Source organism: Kribbella sp. WER1 (assembly GCF_054189145.1).
In genome coordinates, this window is record NZ_CM135186.1 from 1,028,320 (window position 1) to 1,043,698 (window position 15,379).

The 15,379-nt window shown below is 69.4% G+C and carries 15 protein-coding genes; 5 read left to right on the forward strand and 10 right to left on the reverse strand.

The window, feature by feature from the left end:
• The first annotated feature begins 6 nt into the window (after window positions 1–6).
• The 3 genes from ACXJJ3_RS05100 to ACXJJ3_RS05110 are packed head-to-tail and all read left to right on the forward strand — an operon-like array spanning window position 7 to window position 2,758.
• Window positions 7–834 carry a serine hydrolase gene (locus ACXJJ3_RS05100; RefSeq protein ID WP_458168770.1) on the forward strand — a complete coding sequence of 276 codons (828 nt, stop codon included), beginning with the start codon at window positions 7–9 and terminating at the stop codon, window positions 832–834.
• Entirely contained in the window at window positions 831–1,895 is a 1,065-nt protein-coding gene (locus tag ACXJJ3_RS05105) for a mandelate racemase/muconate lactonizing enzyme family protein (RefSeq protein ID WP_458168771.1), read from the forward strand. The genes ACXJJ3_RS05100 and ACXJJ3_RS05105 overlap by 4 nt, the downstream gene beginning before the upstream one ends.
• Complete coding sequence (locus tag ACXJJ3_RS05110; RefSeq protein ID WP_458168772.1) at window positions 1,892–2,758, forward strand: C40 family peptidase; 867 nt, start codon at window positions 1,892–1,894, stop codon at window positions 2,756–2,758. Before ACXJJ3_RS05105 ends, ACXJJ3_RS05110 begins: the two co-directional genes overlap by 4 nt.
• 48 nt (window positions 2,759–2,806) lie before the next feature.
• Here ACXJJ3_RS05110 and ACXJJ3_RS05115 read toward each other — a convergent pair whose 3' ends face one another.
• The 3 genes from ACXJJ3_RS05115 to ACXJJ3_RS05125 all read right to left on the reverse strand — a co-directional run bounded on the left by ACXJJ3_RS05115 (window position 2,807) and on the right by ACXJJ3_RS05125 (window position 4,689).
• Window positions 2,807–3,811, reverse strand: a complete 1,005-nt coding sequence (locus ACXJJ3_RS05115) for a TerC family protein (RefSeq protein ID WP_458168773.1) — start codon at window positions 3,809–3,811, stop codon at window positions 2,807–2,809.
• Between the two features lie 274 nt (window positions 3,812–4,085).
• Window positions 4,086–4,328 carry an MmcQ/YjbR family DNA-binding protein gene (locus ACXJJ3_RS05120; RefSeq protein WP_458168774.1) on the reverse strand — a complete coding sequence of 81 codons (243 nt, stop codon included), beginning with the start codon at window positions 4,326–4,328 and terminating at the stop codon, window positions 4,086–4,088.
• The gene (locus tag ACXJJ3_RS05125) at window positions 4,321–4,689 is read right to left on the reverse strand and encodes a VOC family protein (RefSeq protein ID WP_458168775.1); all 369 of its coding nucleotides are present in this window, start codon (window positions 4,687–4,689) and stop codon (window positions 4,321–4,323) included. Before ACXJJ3_RS05125 ends, ACXJJ3_RS05120 begins: the two co-directional genes overlap by 8 nt.
• A 35-nt stretch (window positions 4,690–4,724) precedes the next feature.
• Here ACXJJ3_RS05125 and ACXJJ3_RS05130 point away from each other — a divergent pair, with 35 nt between their 5' ends.
• On the forward strand, window positions 4,725–6,257 hold the full coding sequence (locus ACXJJ3_RS05130; RefSeq protein ID WP_458168776.1) for an FAD-dependent monooxygenase: 1,533 nt from the start codon (window positions 4,725–4,727) through the stop codon (window positions 6,255–6,257).
• 27 nt (window positions 6,258–6,284) lie between these two features.
• On the forward strand, window positions 6,285–6,890 hold the full coding sequence (locus tag ACXJJ3_RS05135; RefSeq protein ID WP_458168777.1) for a PadR family transcriptional regulator: 606 nt from the start codon (window positions 6,285–6,287) through the stop codon (window positions 6,888–6,890).
• A 33-nt stretch (window positions 6,891–6,923) separates the two neighbouring features.
• On the opposite strand, the gene uvrB is transcribed toward ACXJJ3_RS05135, so the two are convergent.
• The 7 genes from uvrB to rpsA form a co-directional block, all read right to left on the reverse strand.
• Entirely contained in the window at window positions 6,924–9,029 is a 2,106-nt protein-coding gene (gene uvrB, locus ACXJJ3_RS05140) for an excinuclease ABC subunit UvrB (RefSeq protein WP_458168778.1), read from the reverse strand.
• Window positions 9,030–9,120: 91 nt separating this feature from the next.
• Window positions 9,121–9,879 carry a hypothetical protein gene (locus ACXJJ3_RS05145; RefSeq protein ID WP_458168779.1) on the reverse strand — a complete coding sequence of 253 codons (759 nt, stop codon included), beginning with the start codon at window positions 9,877–9,879 and terminating at the stop codon, window positions 9,121–9,123.
• A gap of 25 nt (window positions 9,880–9,904) precedes the next feature.
• Window positions 9,905–10,816, reverse strand: coding sequence for a hypothetical protein (locus tag ACXJJ3_RS05150; RefSeq protein WP_458168780.1), 912 nt, complete (start codon window positions 10,814–10,816; stop codon window positions 9,905–9,907).
• A complete protein-coding gene (locus ACXJJ3_RS05155; RefSeq protein ID WP_458168781.1) occupies window positions 10,813–11,871 on the reverse strand; it encodes a PT domain-containing protein in 1,059 nt (352 codons plus the stop codon). Before ACXJJ3_RS05155 ends, ACXJJ3_RS05150 begins: the two co-directional genes overlap by 4 nt.
• On the reverse strand, window positions 11,868–12,989 hold the full coding sequence (locus ACXJJ3_RS05160; RefSeq protein WP_458168782.1) for a PrsW family glutamic-type intramembrane protease: 1,122 nt from the start codon (window positions 12,987–12,989) through the stop codon (window positions 11,868–11,870). Before ACXJJ3_RS05160 ends, ACXJJ3_RS05155 begins: the two co-directional genes overlap by 4 nt.
• A 201-nt stretch (window positions 12,990–13,190) precedes the next feature.
• Complete coding sequence (gene coaE, locus ACXJJ3_RS05165) at window positions 13,191–13,808, reverse strand: dephospho-CoA kinase (RefSeq protein WP_458168783.1); 618 nt, start codon at window positions 13,806–13,808, stop codon at window positions 13,191–13,193.
• A 91-nt stretch (window positions 13,809–13,899) separates the two neighbouring features.
• Entirely contained in the window at window positions 13,900–15,378 is a 1,479-nt protein-coding gene (gene rpsA, locus ACXJJ3_RS05170; RefSeq protein WP_458168784.1) for a 30S ribosomal protein S1, read from the reverse strand.
• Window position 15,379: the final 1 nt, after the last annotated feature.

Below are 15,379 nucleotides of genomic sequence, written 5' to 3' on the forward strand. Positions count from 1 at the left end.
GACCGCATGGGAATCGCGGAGCTGCTCTCGCAGGTCGACGGGAGCGGAGAGTTCGGGGTCTGGCTGGGCCGGCTGGACGGCACACCGGTGTTCGTGCACGAGGCGGAGCGGCCGCATTACTCCGCGAGCACGATGAAGCTGCCGGTGGCGATGGCGATGATGCGCAAGGTGGAGGCCGGCGAGCTCGCGCTCGACCAGCCGGTCACCGTGCACAACGACTTCGCGTCCGCGGCCGGCGGCCGGTTCGGGGTGGACCCGGACGAGGACGAGGCGCCCGCGACCTGGTCCCGGATGGGCGAGCAGGTCCCGCTCGGCTGGCTGGCCACCGAGATGATCACCCGCTCCAGCAACCTCGCGACCGACCTCGTCCTCGAGCAGGTCGGCGCCGACGCCGCGCACGCGATCCTCGCCGAGTCGACGCTGGCGTCGTCCCCGGAGCCGGCGTCCGTGATCCGGCGCGGCATCGACGACAGCGCCGCGCAGCGGGCCGGGATCAGCAACCTGATGAGCCCGGCCGGACTCGCCGGCGTCCTCGTTGCGGTGGGCAACCAGGAAGGTCCCTCCGGCGACTACCTGCGCGACCTGCTGGCCGGCAACCAGTGGAACGGCGAGATCCCCGCGAAGCTGCAGGCCGACACCCGGGTCGAGCACAAGAACGGCTGGGACACCCGGATCCGGCACGACGGCGGCATCGTCCGCCCGGCCGACGCGGACCCGTTCGTCCTGGTGGGGTGTACGACGTCCGACCTGCCGGACAGCGAGGCGCAGCAGCTGATCGCGTCGATCGCGCTCGAGGCGTGGAACCACCGGCACGACCTGGGGGCAGTGCGGTGAAGCTCACGACGTACCTGGCATCGGCGCCGCTGCACACGCCGTTCGTCACCGCGCTCCGGACCGCGACCCACGCCGAGTCGCTGCTCGTCGAGATCAGCGACGGCGAGCACAGCGGCTGGGGCGAGGCGCCGCAGGTCTGGAAAGTGACCGGCGACTCGCTCGCCGGTTCGAAGGCGTGCATCGAAGGCCCGATCAGCGCCGCGCTCGACGGGCTCGGCCCGGACGATCTCACCGAGGCGCTCCGCCGGGTGCAGGGCGCCGTGGTCGGCAACTTCGGCGCGAAGGACGCCGTCGACGTCGCGCTGCACGACCTCGCGGCCCGGCGCCGCGGGCAGACGCTGCACGGGTTCCTCGGCTCGGCCGTGGACGTCGTACGGACCGACATGACGCTGTCGGTCGGCGATCCCGGCGCGCTGGCCGACGCCGCGAAGGCGCGGGTCGCGGACGGGTTCGACGTACTCAAGATCAAGGTCGGTACGGACGCCACCGGCGACGTCGAGCGGGTCCGCCGGGTGCGCGACGCGATCGGGCCGGACGTCCGGCTGCGGCTGGACGCGAACCAGGGCTGGACGCGGCGCGACGCGGTCACGGTGATCCGGGCGCTGGAGGACGCCGGCTGCGCGATCGAACTCGTCGAGCAGCCCGTCGCCGCGGCCGACCTCGACGGCATGGCCTGGGTGACCGACCGGGTCGGTACGCCGATCCTCGCCGACGAGTCGGTGTACGGCGTCCGGGACCTGGTCGCGGTGATCCGCCGCGGCGCGGCCGACCTGGTGAACGTGAAGCTGGCCAAGTGCGGCGGGCTGGCCCCCGCGCGGACGCTGCTCGAACTGGCCCGCGAGCACGGGCTCGGCGCGATCGTCGGCTGCATGATGGAGGGCCACGTCGGCGTCGGCGCGGCGGCCGCGCTGGTGTCGGCGTACCCGACGACCGCGGTCAACGACCTGGACGCCGCCTGGTGGCTGCGCGAACCGGCGGTGACCGGCGGGATCCGGTACGAAGGCTCGCTGATCCACCTGCCTTCTGCTCCCGGACTCGGCGTGACAGGCTTGAGGGCATGAAGTTAGCCGCCACCAAGGTCCCGGTCAGCACGGTCTGGACCGCGCCGGACGCGCCACGTGACATCGACGCCCCGGCAACCGCCGAACATCCCGACGTCGCCGCCTGGGCGAAGTCGATGGACACCGAAACCCGCCTCGGCCTGCACGGCCGGACGCTGACCCAGCTGCTGTTCGCCGAGCCCGTCCTCGTGCGGTCCGAACGCGACGGCTGGTCGGAGGTCCTCGCGCCGTGGCAGCCGTCGTCGCAGGACGAACTCGGGTACCCGGGCTGGGTCCCGTCGAGCCACCTGGGCGAGCTGCCGACGGCTGCGTCGGATCCGGTCGCGATCGCCGTACCCACGGCCGAACTGCTGGCCGAGCCCGGCGGGCAGCCGCTGGCGGAGCTGTCGTTCGCGACGGTGCTCGCGTCGGTCGAACACGCGGACGGTCACACGCGGGTCGCCACGCCTGACGGTGGTACCGGGTGGCTGCGGGACGTCGTACTGCGGTCCGTGTCGGAGCCGGCGGACATGGCCGAGCGGTTGCGGCTGGGCGAGCAGTTCCTCGGGCTGGAGTACCTGTGGGGCGGTACGTCGGCGTACGGGCTGGACTGCTCCGGCTTGGTCCACACGGTCAGCCGCGTCCTCGGCCTCCGCACCCCGCGCGACGCCCACGACCAGGCCGCGGACCTCCCCAACATCCCGCTCGACGAGGCGCACCCCGGCGACCTGTATTTCTTTGCCCGCGACAACAAGCCGATCCACCACGTCGGGTTCGTCTCCGCGGCGGGCATGCTGCACGCCTCCGAAACCGGCAAACTCCTGGAGAACGGCCCCCTCACCGACGACCGCCGAGCGACGCTGGTGACCGCGGCCCGTTTCTGAACAGGACATCACCCCGGACCTCCAGCAGGTCCGGGGTGATCGGTCTGTTCAGGACTCTTTCGGGTGGAGCTCCGGCTGGTCGGCCGGGGTCTTCCGGGACTTGGCGAGGCTCGCGGCGGTGGTGATGCCGAGGGTGATGATGATGAAGCCGAGGGAGAACCAGATCGGGATCTCGGGGGCCCAGGTGATGTGGTGGCCGCCGTTGATGAACGGGAGCTCGTTCACGTGCATCGCGTGCAGGACGAGCTTCACGCCGATGAAGGCCAGCACCACCGACAGGCCGAGCGACAGGTACACCAGCCGCTTCAGCAGGTCACCGAGCAGGAAGTACAGCTGACGCAGCCCCATCAGGGCGAACACGTTCGCGGTGAACACCAGGAACGGCTCCTGGGTCAGACCGTAGATCGCCGGGATCGAGTCCAGCGCGAACAGCAGGTCGGTCGTGCCGAGCGCGATGATCACCAGCGCCATCGGGGTGACCAGGCGCTTGCCGTTCTGTACCAGGGTCAGCTTCACGCCGTTGTACTCGTCGGTGGCGTTCAGCCGCTTCTTCGCGAACCGGATGACCGCGTTCTCCTTGAAGTCGTCCTCGTCGTTCTCACCCTGCTTCGCGAGGTGGACCGCCGTGTAGACCAGGAACGCGCCGAAGATGTAGAAGACCCACGAGAACTGGTTGATCGCCGCCGCGCCGACCGCGATGAACACCCCGCGGAACACCAGCGCCAGGATGATGCCGATCAGCAGCGCGGTCTGCTGGTACTGCCGTGGCACCTGGAACCTGGACATGATGATCAGGAAGATGAACAGGTTGTCGACGCTCAGGCTGTACTCGGTCAGCCAGCCGGCGAAGAACTCCCCGGCGTACTGCCCGCCGGAGAACCACCACACGCCGAGCCCGAACACCGCCGCGAGGCCGACGTAGAACGCGATCGCGGTCGCGGACTCGCGGGTGCTCGGCTCGTGCGGCCGGCGGCCGATGATGAAGACGTCGAAGGCCAGCAGCGCGAGCAGCAGGCCGACGGTGATGTACCAGACATAGTCAGCAACGTGCACAGAAATCCTCCGGAGCTCAGACGAAAACATCCACTCCGAAGGTCTCTTCCGCCTCACCGTCCGTAACCGGTGAGACCGGAGGCACCGGGCCCTGGGACGAACCCGGGCCGTGATGACGATGCCGCCGCGAAAGGAATACTCCCCTTCTCTGGCCCCTATTCTGACGGCTCCGCGTCCGAGATTCCAAATCCACACCCCGGGGCGTTGATCACAACCCGGTCAGAACCAGGTCACGGTCCGTGGTGACCGTCCGTTCACCCCACCGCGTCGTACGTCACACCGGTCGCAGGCGACGCGGGAGCTTGGCGACGACGGTGCCGTACGACGAGTCGATCAGCTCGTCGGCCTCCTCCCGGTTCGCGCCACACTTGAGCCCGACCCCGCTCGCGCCGAGGAACGCGAAGATCTTGTCACCGCCCTTCGCGACGGTGTCCCCGTCCCAGGGCTCGTCCGGCCAGGCTCCCGCCTTCGCCAGGCAGTACTCGCGCAGGTCGTCCGCGGTCAGCCGGTCAGGCATGCGTGACGACCTCGACGTTGTTCGAGTCGGGGTCGCGGAGGAAGACGGCGTAGTACCCCGGGTGGTACTCCGGCCACTCCCGCGGCGCATGCAGCACCTCGATCCCGGCCTCCTGCGCCGCCCGGTGCACGGCATCGACGGTCGCCCGGTCCGGGGCACCGAACGCGAGATGGATCTCCCGCTGCGCCCCGCCGGTCGTCTGCTTCCCGAGCCAGAACTTCGGCACCCCATCCGTACCCGACCAGCCGAGCACGTCTCCGAAGTCCATCGTCACCCCGACCCCGAGCGGCCCCAGCACCAACTCATAGAACCGCCGGCTCGCCGCGAGGTCGTCGCACTGCAATGACAAGTGATCGAACACGCTCCCACCCTAGAACCATCAGGTATAGTCATAATATGACTATTATTAGTGAGACTACCGAGGTGCTGGTTGTCGGCGGCGGGCTCGTCGGGCTGGCCACCGCGGTCTTCCTCGGCGAGTTCGGCGTCCGGACGGTCCTGGTCGACCGGCACGCGGGCGCCTCGATCCAGGGCCGCGCACGCGGCATCAACCAGCGGACGATGGAGCTCTACCGGGCCCTCGGACTCGAGGAGGAGATCCGCGCCGCGGGACGGCCGTTCGCGGACGACTGGGGCGTTGCGCGCTGCGAGTCGCTCGCCGGACAGTGGCACTGGCTGTTCGCGGACGACGCTCCGAAGGCGTGGCCGGACCTGAGCCCGTCCGAGTTCTGCCAGGCCGACCAGAGCGCGATCGAGCCGATCCTGATCGCGGCCGGACGCGCCCGCGGCACGTCGTACCGCTTCGGCACCGAACTGGTGTCACTGACCCAGGACGACGAACGGGCGACCGCGGTACTGCGCGACCTCGCGACCGGTGACACGGCGACGGTCGAGGCGCGGTACGTAGTGGCGGCCGACGGACATCGCAGCCCGATCCGCGAGCAGCTGGGCATCGCGCGGACCGGCCCCGGCGTCGTCCAGCACTCGGCGAGCATCGTGTTCCGGGCAGACCTCACACCGTACGTGTCCCGTCGCGCGCTGTTCTGGATCATCGCGAACGACGCGGTCGGTGCCGGACTGGTGACCACCGCGGACCCCGGGCGATGGAGTCTCAACGTCGCCTACGATCCGGCCGCCGGTCAGTCGCTCGAGGACTTCACGACCGAACGGGCGATCGCCGCGGTCCGCGCGGCGGTCGGCGTCCCGGACCTGACGGTGGAGATCGAGGACGTGGCCGGCTGGCAGCAGACGATCGGCCTGGCCGGCCGCTATCGCGACGGCCGGGTCTTCCTGGCCGGCGACGCCGCGCACACCTGGCCGCCCGCCGGTGCGATGGGCGCCAACACCGGCGTCCAGGACGGGCACAACCTGGCCTGGAAGCTGGCCGGGGTACTGCGTGCGTGGGCCGGCGAGAGGCTGCTCGACAGCTACGAGGCGGAGCGCCGGACGGTCGCCGCCGAGCTGTCGGATCTGATCGTGAACAGACAGCTGAAGCGCATCGGCACGACGGTCGAGGACGACACGACCGACGACCAGCTCTGGACGCTCGGCCAGCGCTACCGGTCCGACGCGCTCGCGGGCGCCGACCACACCACGGTCTTCGGCGACACGCTCGACCGCCTGGTCCGCCCAGGTTGCCGCGCGCCGCACGTCTGGGTCGACGACCGGATCTCGACCCACGATCTCTTCGGTCGTGGCTACGTGCTGTTCGCTCCGACGGACCCGCGGCCCTGGCTCGACGCGATCCGCCGAGTGCAGCCGAAGCTGCCTGTGGAGGCGTACCGGATCGGCGCTGGGCCCGCGTGGAGCAGCTACGGACCGGCGCCGCTCGTGAGCCTGATCCGGCCCGACGGCTACGTCGCGTGGACGGGTACCGATCCGGACGACCTCGCCGACGCGGTACCGTCGCTGCTGTCGCTCGACGGGTAGAGCGGGACTCGATGGCAGGATGACGCCATGGCACGAGCGGCGAGCAGCAACCGGCAGACAGCGGACGGCGAGCAGGACGCGGCCGTACGACGCTCGCCGCTCGCGATGGCTGTACTGGTACTGCTGACCGAGCACCCGCAGCACCCGTACGGTCTGCGGCAACGGATCCGGGAGTGGCAGAAGGACCAGGTCGTCAACGTCACCCAGGCGAACGCGATCTACCAGACGATCAGCCGGCTCGAGCGCCACGGGCTGATCGAAGCGGTCGAGACCGCTCGGCAGGAACGCCGGCCGGAGCGCACCCTCTACCTGACCACCGACCGTGGACGGCAGCTGTCCCAGCGATGGGTGCGAGACCTGCTCAGTACGCCGGTCGACGAGTACCCGAGCTTCCCAGCCGCCCTCTCCTTCGCCTCGGCACTCCCGCACGACGACATCGTCGCCGCGCTCACCCAGCGACTGGGAACCGCCGAACGGCAACTCGTCGCCTTCGACGCCGCCACCGCGGAAGGACTGGCCGCGGCCGACCGGCCGCCGACCCTTCTGGACCTGGCGGACCACGAGTACCGGCGAGCGATGGCCGAGGCCGAACTGACCTGGCTCCGCGGATTCCTGGACCGCATCACCGGTTAAGAAGATGGCTGGGCGATGCGGTCCGCGCCGGCGCTACTTCGCGCCGGCGTTGGTCATCTGGCGGAGCTCCTTCTTGAGTTCGGAGATTTCGTCGCGGAAGCGGGCGGCGACCTCGAACTGCAGCTCGGCGGCCGCGTTGTGCATCTGGTCGGTGAGCTGCTGGATCAGGTCGGCGAGGTCGGACGACGGCAGGCCGCCGGCCAGTTCCTTCGCCTTCTCCCCCGCCTTGGCCTTGCCGCCACCCGGGACCGGCGCCTTGCCGCGGGACTGGGTGCGGCCGGACCCGAGCAACTCGGCGGTGTCCGCGTCCTCGCGGGCCAGCATGTCGGTGATGTCGGCAATCTTCTTCCGCAGCGGCTGCGGGTCGACGCCGTGCTCCTCGTTGTACGCGATCTGTTTCGCGCGCCGCCGGTTCGTCTCGTCGATCGCCTGCTCCATCGACGGGGTGATCTTGTCGGCGTACATGAACACCTGGCCGGACACGTTTCGCGCGGCACGGCCGATGGTCTGGATCAGTGATCGGCCGGACCGCAGGAAGCCTTCCTTGTCGGCGTCCAGGATCGCGACCAGCGACACCTCCGGGAGGTCCAGGCCCTCGCGCAGCAGGTTGATGCCGACCAGTACGTCGAACTCGCCCATCCGCAGCTCGCGGAGCAGCTCGACCCGGCGCAGCGTGTCCACCTCGCTGTGCAGGTACCTGGTCCGGATCCCCATCTCCAGCAGGTAGTCGGTGAGGTCCTCGGACATCTTCTTGGTCAGCGTGGTGACCAGCACCCGCTCGTCGCGCTCGACCCGGACCCGGATCTCGTGGATCAGGTCGTCGATCTGCCCCTTGGTCGGCTTCACGATCACCTCGGGGTCGACCAGACCGGTCGGCCGGATGATCTGCTCGACGTACCCGTCGGACTTGTCCTGCTCGTACTGCCCCGGGGTCGCGGACAGGTAGACCGTCTGTCCGATCCGCTCCAGGAACTCCTCCCAGCGCAGCGGCCGGTTGTCCATCGCCGACGGCAGCCGGAACCCGTGCTCGACCAGCGTCCGCTTCCGGGACATGTCGCCCTCGTACATCCCGCCGATCTGCGGGACGGTCACGTGCGACTCGTCGATGACCAGCACGAAGTCCTCGGGGAAGTAGTCCAGCAGACAGTGCGGCGCGGTCCCCGGCTCGCGGCCGTCGGTGTGCCGGGAGTAGTTCTCGATCCCCGAACAGGTGCCGATCTGGCGCATCATCTCGATGTCGTACGTCGTCCGCATCCGCAGCCGCTGCGCCTCCAGCAGCTGCCCGTTGCGCTCGAGCTCCGCGAGCCGCTCCTCCAGCTCCGCCTCGATCGAGGTGATCGCCTTCTCCATCCGCTCCGGCGCGGTCACGTAGTGCGTCGCGGCGCCGATGTAGAGCTCGTCCTCCTCGCTCAGCACCTCGCCGGTCAACGGGTGCAGCGTCATCAGCCGCTCGATCTCGTCGCCGAAGAACTCCACCCGGACGGCGAGCTCCTGGTACACCGGGAACACCTCGAGCGTGTCGCCGCGGACCCGGAACGTGCCGCGGGTGCCGGCCAGGTCGTTGCGCGCGTACTGCACGCCGACCAGCTGGCGGAGCAGGCCGTCGCGGTCCATCTCGGTGCCCACCTTCACGTGGATCATCCGGTTCAGGTACTCGTCGGCGGAGCCGAGGCCGTAGATGCAGGAGACGGTGGCGACCACGACCACGTCGCGGCGGGTGAGCAGCGACCAGGTCGCGGAGTGCCGGAGCCGCTCGACCTCCTCGTTGATCGAGGAGTCCTTCTCGATGTAGGTGTCCGTCTGCGGGACGTACGCCTCGGGCTGGTAGTAGTCGTAGTACGACACGAAGTACTCGACGGCGTTGTCCGGGAAGAACTGGCGCAGCTCGTTCGCGAACTGGGCGGCGAGGGTCTTGTTCGGCTGCAGGATCAGCATCGGGCGCTGGATCCGCTCGGCCAGCCAGGCGATCGTCGCGGTCTTACCGGTACCGGTGGCGCCGAGCAGCACGACGTCCTGCTCGCCGGCGTTCACCCGGCGCTCGAGGTCCGCGATCGCGGCCGGCTGGTCACCCGCCGGCTCGAAGTCCGACACCACCTTCAGCGGGGCGACCATACGCTGGAGATCCGACACCTGTCTCATGCCCACCACCGTACGGCCCACCGCCGACAGTTTCTAAAAACGCACCCGCCTCGCAGCGCTCGGCGGGTGGTTGCAGGCGTGAAACCCCAGGTCAGAAGCTCTTGATGAGACTCGCGTTCATGTACTGGAGCTCGTTGACCCGGCGCTTGTAGACCCGGGTCTCCAGCGCTGCGTCGGTCGCCGTGACGCGCTTGAACTCGTCCTCGTACGCCGTCACGAAGCCCTGCATCGAGACGTGCCGGCCGTCCTTGGCGACCCAGTCACCCGTGTAGGTCAGCGCCCAGCACGCCTTGATGTTCGGGTTCGCCGGCTTGCACTCGGCGCCCTTGCCGATCCGGACGCCCTGCATCCCGTTCGACTCGACGTCGACCAGGTGCTCGGCGAAGCCCTTCGCGTCGTACAGCGTGGTCTGCCGGACCCAGTAGTACCCGTCGATCAGGCCCCGGGCGTTGAACTGCTGCAGGATGTAGTTCTTCCCGGCCTTGGTCTTGTCCCAGTCCGGCAGCCAGCCCTTCGATGGCGTGAACCAGACGCCGTACCCGACCTCGACGCCGACGTCGTTCGGCCCCTTGGAGTCGTTCGGCGTGGGCGTCGGCGACGGCGTGTACATGGTGCCGAGCGGCTCCGGCGACTGCTCCGCCGCGGACTTGCCGTCGTCCTTGCCGGTCACCAGCAGTACGACGCCGACCGCCACCAGCAGCACCGCGACGATCGCCCCGGCCATGATGATCCACGGCATCTTGCTCGACTTCGGCGGGTGACTCGGCCGCGTCGGCCCGGGACCCCAGCCGCCGGCGGGCGGGGCGGGGGCCGGCGGCGGGCCCGGCGGTGGACCGTACTGCTGACTCATAGTTGTTCCTCGCGGTAGTTCTGGATCACAGGCTGTCGATCACGGACTTCTTCATGATCGCGGCGTCCGCCTCGGCCTTCGGGGCGAAGTCGGCGTTGGTCCGGAAGTCCAGCGCGGTGACCACACCGTCCTTGCGCCGGTACGCCTCGACCGAGCCCTTGATCTTCGTCTCGGCACCGTTGTTCGTGAAAGTAGAGGTGTAGTCGATCGCAACGCACTCCACCAAGACGTCCTTGGGGCACGGCAGGTTCCGTACGCTGCCGAGCTGCGCGACCTCGTTGTCGGTCTCGCCCTCGACGATGCCGAGCAGGTACGCGTTCGCGGTCACGTCGCGCTTCTGCCGGACCCAGAAGAACGCCCGGGCGCCGTCGGTCTTGCCCGGCGGGTAGATCGCGAGCTCCTTGCCCGCCGTCTCCTTGGTGTAGACGGTCCAGCCCTGGGCCGGTACCACCGACACCCCGAAGCCCACCGGGATCGCGTTCGACGGCGGCTGGTACGACGACTTCGGAGCCGTCGGCGTACTGGCCGGGGTGGCCGGCGGCGGGTCGGCCTTGTCGTCGCCGCCGGACAACGCGACCAGGACGATCGCGACGATGATCACGACGAGCAGGCCGGCGCCGATCGGGATCAGCAGCGGCGGGACGTTCGGCAGCGGGAAACGCTTCTTCTTCTCCGGCGGCGGGCGGCGCAGCGACGGCGGTCCGACCTTGTCACCCCAGGACGAGGACGTCTGGGTGGCAGGCCCCGGCCCGGGACCGCCCGGGCCGTTGGGTCCGGGCGTGCCGGAGCCGCCCCACGGTGACGGGGGCGGCTGCACCTCGAGGTTCCAGGGCGACGGCGGAAGCTGCTCCTCCGGCTCGTCGCCCCGGCCCTCGTCCGGTCCTGGCTGGTTGACCCAAGGGTTACCGGCAGGACCCTTGTCGCGCTTTCCGCTCACTGACTCTGGACCACCGACTTCAGCATCGCGGTCGAGTCCGGGTCGAGCGTCGCGAGCTTGTCCTTCCGCCCGTACGCCTGCGCGACCGTGATCACGCCGTCGTTGCGCTCGATCACCGCGACGAACCCGACCACCGCGAAGCTGCCGCTCTGCGACGTCGTGACGCCGGAGTACGCCTGCGACATCAGAACCTTCACCGGCGTCTTGTCGTCCGGACCCGGCGTCGCGGTCTTGACCTGCTTGGTCTGCACCGAGGACAGCGACTTGGTGTTGGCCTTGACCACGTCGGACAGGATCGACTGGCTGGACTCGGAGGACTTCGCCGCCGCGACCATGAACAGGCCCTCGCCCTGCTTGACCAGGAACACGCCCTTGTAGCCGTCGAGGCTCTGCCGGACGTAGCCCGGCTGCGGCTTCACGTAGACGCCCTCGGCGACCGCGATGCCTTCGTCCCCGCCGGAGCTCGGCTGGGTCGTCGGGTTCGCGGTCGGCTCGGCGGTGGGCTCACCGGTCGGGTTCGCGGTCGGCTCACCCGTCGGGCCGTCGGTCGGGTTCGCGGTCGGCGCGGACGTCGACGTGGTCGGCGTCGGGTCGGCCGTGTCGTCGTTCCCGCCCTTGAAGACCAGCGCGAGGATCACGCCGATGATCGCGACGAGGGCGAACGCACCGCCGGCGATCAGCAGCGTCTTGCTGTTGCCGCCCCGGCGCGGCGGCTGCTGGCCGCCCCACTGCTGGCCGCCGTACTGCTGCTGGCCCGGGAACCCCTGCTGCTGGTACTGCTGCTGGCCGGGGTAACTCTGCTGCGGCTGCTGCGGCTGCTGAAACTGCTGCTGCCCAGGCTGACCCTGCTGCCCCGGGAACGTCTGCTGCCCCGGCTGCTGCTGGTACTGCCCCGGCTGCTGACCGTACCCCGGCTGTTGCTGATACTGCCCAGGCTGTTGCTGCCCAGGCTGCTGGCCGTACCCAGGCTGCTGCTGTCCCGGCTGCCCGCCGTACGGCTGCTGGCCGCCCTGGCCGCCCTGGCCACCGTACGGCGGCTGCTGCTGGTTGCTCATGCCTGCGTCTCTCCACTCGTCGCAGCGGTCGGTGCGGACACCCCACGGGCGGACTTCGGTACCGAACGCACCGAGTTGCCACAGGCGGAGCAGAAGTCGGACTGCGGGAGCAGCGGCATCTCGCACCGCGAGCAGAATGCCAACTCACCGGACGCGTGGTTGGAACCACCGCGCGCGGCCGACTCCAGCGCCGCCTCCAGGAGGCCCTTGTGGAGCACGGTCCGGACCCGGATGATCAGCGCACCGAGTAGCAGCAGACCCCAGACGATGCCGAGGATCGCCCCGATCGTCGAACCGCGGCCGCCGACGAACCCGAGCAGGTAGACCCCACCCTGGAACAGCGCGTTCACCGCCATCGCCTGCAGCAGGCCGGCCACCCAGCGCGGCGTGAAGCCGTCGTAGCCCTCGCCGAGGCCGGAGAACTCCGCGCCCGCGAGACCGGTCGCCGAGCCGTACACGAGCGGCTTGATGAAGCCGTGCAGCACCACGATCGAGATCCAGGTACCGGCGCTGCTGCCCGGACCGGCGAAGCCGCCGTTGATCCAGCCCCAGTGCAGCACCAGCGTCTCGAAGCACGCGTACCCGACACCGGCGACGACGCCGAACGTGAAGCCGTCCATGAGGTCGTCGTACCGCGGCCGGGAGGCCAGGTAGAGCGGGCCGATCTGCCGGATCAGCTCGGACACCACCGGCACCAGCAGGAGCAGGATCAGCAGGTCCCGGCCAGAAGGCCCGGCGCTGTTGTTGCCGATCGAGTCGAGCGACAGGCCGATCTTGTCCGACCAGATCCAGGTGAACAGCCAGGCCAGCAGTCCGGTCAGCACGAACGCCGCCGCGACCACCGGGATCGGCTCGTCCTCCCAGAGGTTCACGTCGTACAAGTAGATGATGTAGACGATCGGGATGGCGAAGGCCGCGATCATGATCGCCACCGGCAGCGCGCCGAGCGCGGCCGTCACCACGGTCAGCAGCAGGGCGATGCCGAGCGCGACCTTGTAGGTGTACGGCTGTTTGCCGGACCCCTGCGGCATGATCGTCGAGACCAGTTTGAAGGACGCCACCGGCTCGTCGGGCCTGGCGGCGTACGCTTTCTTCCGCTCGGCGTCCCCGGTGCGCATGTCGTTGCCACAGTGGTGGCAGAACGTCGACACCTCGGGGACGTCAGAGCTGCAGCGCGGACAGACCACGCCATCCTCCCAACCTCGGACGTCCGGCCCGGCGCAGGGCGCGCCGGCCGTGTCCGGCCCCGAACGGTTCGGGCCGGACCGGGACAGATTCTCGTACAGGGGGTCCCGGGAGCATCATTTCCCGCGCAGGGGTCACCTTTTCGTGTCCGGACCGTGGCTCAGTCGCTGCTCGAACGTTGCCCAGACCTCGGCCACCCGGCGATCCAGGTCGGCGAGGCTGCCGGAGTTGTCCAGTACGACGTCCGCGGCCGCCAGCCGGTCCTCGCGCGACGCCTGGCTGGCGATCCGCTGCCCGGCCTCCGCGGCGGTCATCCCGCGGTCCGCGGTGAGCCGCTCGACCTGGACCTCGACCGGTACGTCGACCACCAGCACCAGGTCGAACCGGTCCGCCTGGCCGGTCTCGACGAGCAACGGGATGTCGTGGACGACGACCGCGTCCGCCGCCGCGGCCGCCTCGATCTCCGCGGCCCGGGCCCGGACCCGCGGGTGGATGATCGCCTCGAGCGTGCGCCGCGCGGTCTCGTCGCCGAAGACGATCTTCCCGAGCACGGGCCGGTCCAGGTCGCCGTCGGTGGTCAGCACCTTCGGCCCGAACGCCGCGACCACCTCGGCCAGACCGTCCGTACCGCGGGCCACGACCTCCCGCGCCAGCACGTCGGAGTCGATCAGCACGGCTCCCCGGGCGGCCAACCGCGCCGACACCGCACTCTTGCCGGACCCGATGCCCCCGGTCAGTCCCACTCTCAGCACGCCAGCACCCTACTGAGCGCTGCGTCGCCGGACGCACGAGACCCCCGCATCCTGGTGGATGCGGGGGTCTCGAAGGCTACAGCTGAAGCGATCAGCCCTGGCCGGTCAGCTTCTCGCGGAGCGCCTGCAGCGCCTCGTCGGAAGCGAGCGCACCCTCGACGGGAGCGTCGTCCTTCGGGGCAGCGGCCGAGGAGTACGTGGACGCCTCGCCGGCCTCCACGTCGGCCGTCTTGGCCTCCTCGATCTGCTTCTTGTGGGCCTCCCAGCGCGTGTGGGCCTCGGCGTACTGCCGCTCCCACTCCTCACGCTGCGCGTCGAAGCCCTCGAGCCACTCGCCCGTCTCCGGGTCGAAGCCCTCCGGGTAGATGTAGTTGCCCTGGTCGTCGTACGTCGCCGTCATGCCGTAGAGCGTCGGGTCGAAGTCGTCCGAGACCGGGTCCACACCCTCGTTCGCCTGCTTGAGCGACAGCGAGATCCGGCGCCGCTCCAGGTCGATGTCGATGATCTTGACCATGACGTCGTCGTTGACCTGGACGACCTGCTCCGGGATCTCGACGTGCCGCTCGGCCAGCTCGGAGATGTGCACCAGACCCTCGATGCCCTCCTCCACGCGGACGAACGCACCGAACGGAACCAGCTTCGTGACCTTACCCGGCACGATCTGGCCCATCTGGTGGGTCCGGGCGAACTGCTGCCACGGGTCTTCCTGGGTCGCCTTCAGGGACAGCGAGACGCGCTCGCGGTCCATGTCGACGTCCAGCACCTCGACCGTGACCTCCTGGCCGACCTCGACGACCTCGGTCGGGTGGTCGATGTGCTTCCAGGACAGCTCCGACACGTGCACCAGACCGTCGACGCCGCCGAGGTCCACGAACGCACCGAAGTTGACGATCGAGGACACGACGCCCTTGCGGATCTGGCCCTTCTGCAGCTGGGTGAGGAAGTTCATCCGCACCTCGGACTGCGTCTGCTCCAGCCACGCCCGGCGGGACAGGACCACGTTGTTGCGGTTCTTGTCCAGCTCGATGATCTTGGCCTCGATCTCCTGGCCGACGTACGGCTGGAGGTCGCGGACCCGGCGCATCTCGACGAGCGAGGCCGGCAGGAAGCCACGGAGGCCGATGTCCAGGATGAGACCACCCTTGACGACCTCGATGACGGTACCGGTGACGACGCCGTCCTCTTCCTTGATCTTCTCGATCGTGCCCCAGGCCTTCTCGTACTGGGCGCGCTTCTTCGAGAGGATCAGGCGGCCTTCCTTGTCCTCCTTCTGGAGAACGAGGGCCTCGACGTGGTCGCCGACGTTGACGACCTCGTTCGGGTCGACGTCGTGCTTGATCGACAGCTCGCGGGAGGGGATCACGCCTTCGGTCTTGTAACCGATGTCGAGCAGGACCTCGTCCCGGTCGACCTTGACGATGGTGCCCTCGACGATGTCGCCGTCGTTGAAGTACTTGATGGTCTGATCGATCGCCGCGAGGAAGTCTTCCTCCGACCCGATGTCATTGACCGCTACCTGCGGGGTGTTGCGAACTGCGGGGTCGAGGGGAGCCTCGATGCTGGCCGTCATG

Bases quoted from the DNA above. Each gene is read 5' to 3' on its own strand.
- ACXJJ3_RS05100 (WP_458168770.1), top strand. From the start codon at position 7: ATGGGAATCGCGGAGCTGCTCTCGCAGGTCGACGGGAGCGGAGAGTTC.
- ACXJJ3_RS05110 (WP_458168772.1), top strand. From the start codon at position 1,892: ATGAAGTTAGCCGCCACCAAGGTCCCGGTCAGCACGGTCTGGACCGCG.
- ACXJJ3_RS05120 (WP_458168774.1), bottom strand. From the start codon at position 4,328: ATGCCTGACCGGCTGACCGCGGACGACCTGCGCGAGTACTGCCTGGCG.
- ACXJJ3_RS05130 (WP_458168776.1), top strand. From the start codon at position 4,725: ATGACTATTATTAGTGAGACTACCGAGGTGCTGGTTGTCGGCGGCGGG.
- ACXJJ3_RS05135 (WP_458168777.1), top strand. From the start codon at position 6,285: ATGGCACGAGCGGCGAGCAGCAACCGGCAGACAGCGGACGGCGAGCAG.
- uvrB (WP_458168778.1), bottom strand. From the start codon at position 9,029: ATGAGACAGGTGTCGGATCTCCAGCGTATGGTCGCCCCGCTGAAGGTG.
- ACXJJ3_RS05145 (WP_458168779.1), bottom strand. From the start codon at position 9,879: ATGAGTCAGCAGTACGGTCCACCGCCGGGCCCGCCGCCGGCCCCCGCC.
- ACXJJ3_RS05155 (WP_458168781.1), bottom strand. From the start codon at position 11,871: ATGAGCAACCAGCAGCAGCCGCCGTACGGTGGCCAGGGCGGCCAGGGC.
- ACXJJ3_RS05160 (WP_458168782.1), bottom strand. From the start codon at position 12,989: ATGCGCACCGGGGACGCCGAGCGGAAGAAAGCGTACGCCGCCAGGCCC.
- rpsA (WP_458168784.1), bottom strand. From the start codon at position 15,378: ATGACGGCCAGCATCGAGGCTCCCCTCGACCCCGCAGTTCGCAACACC.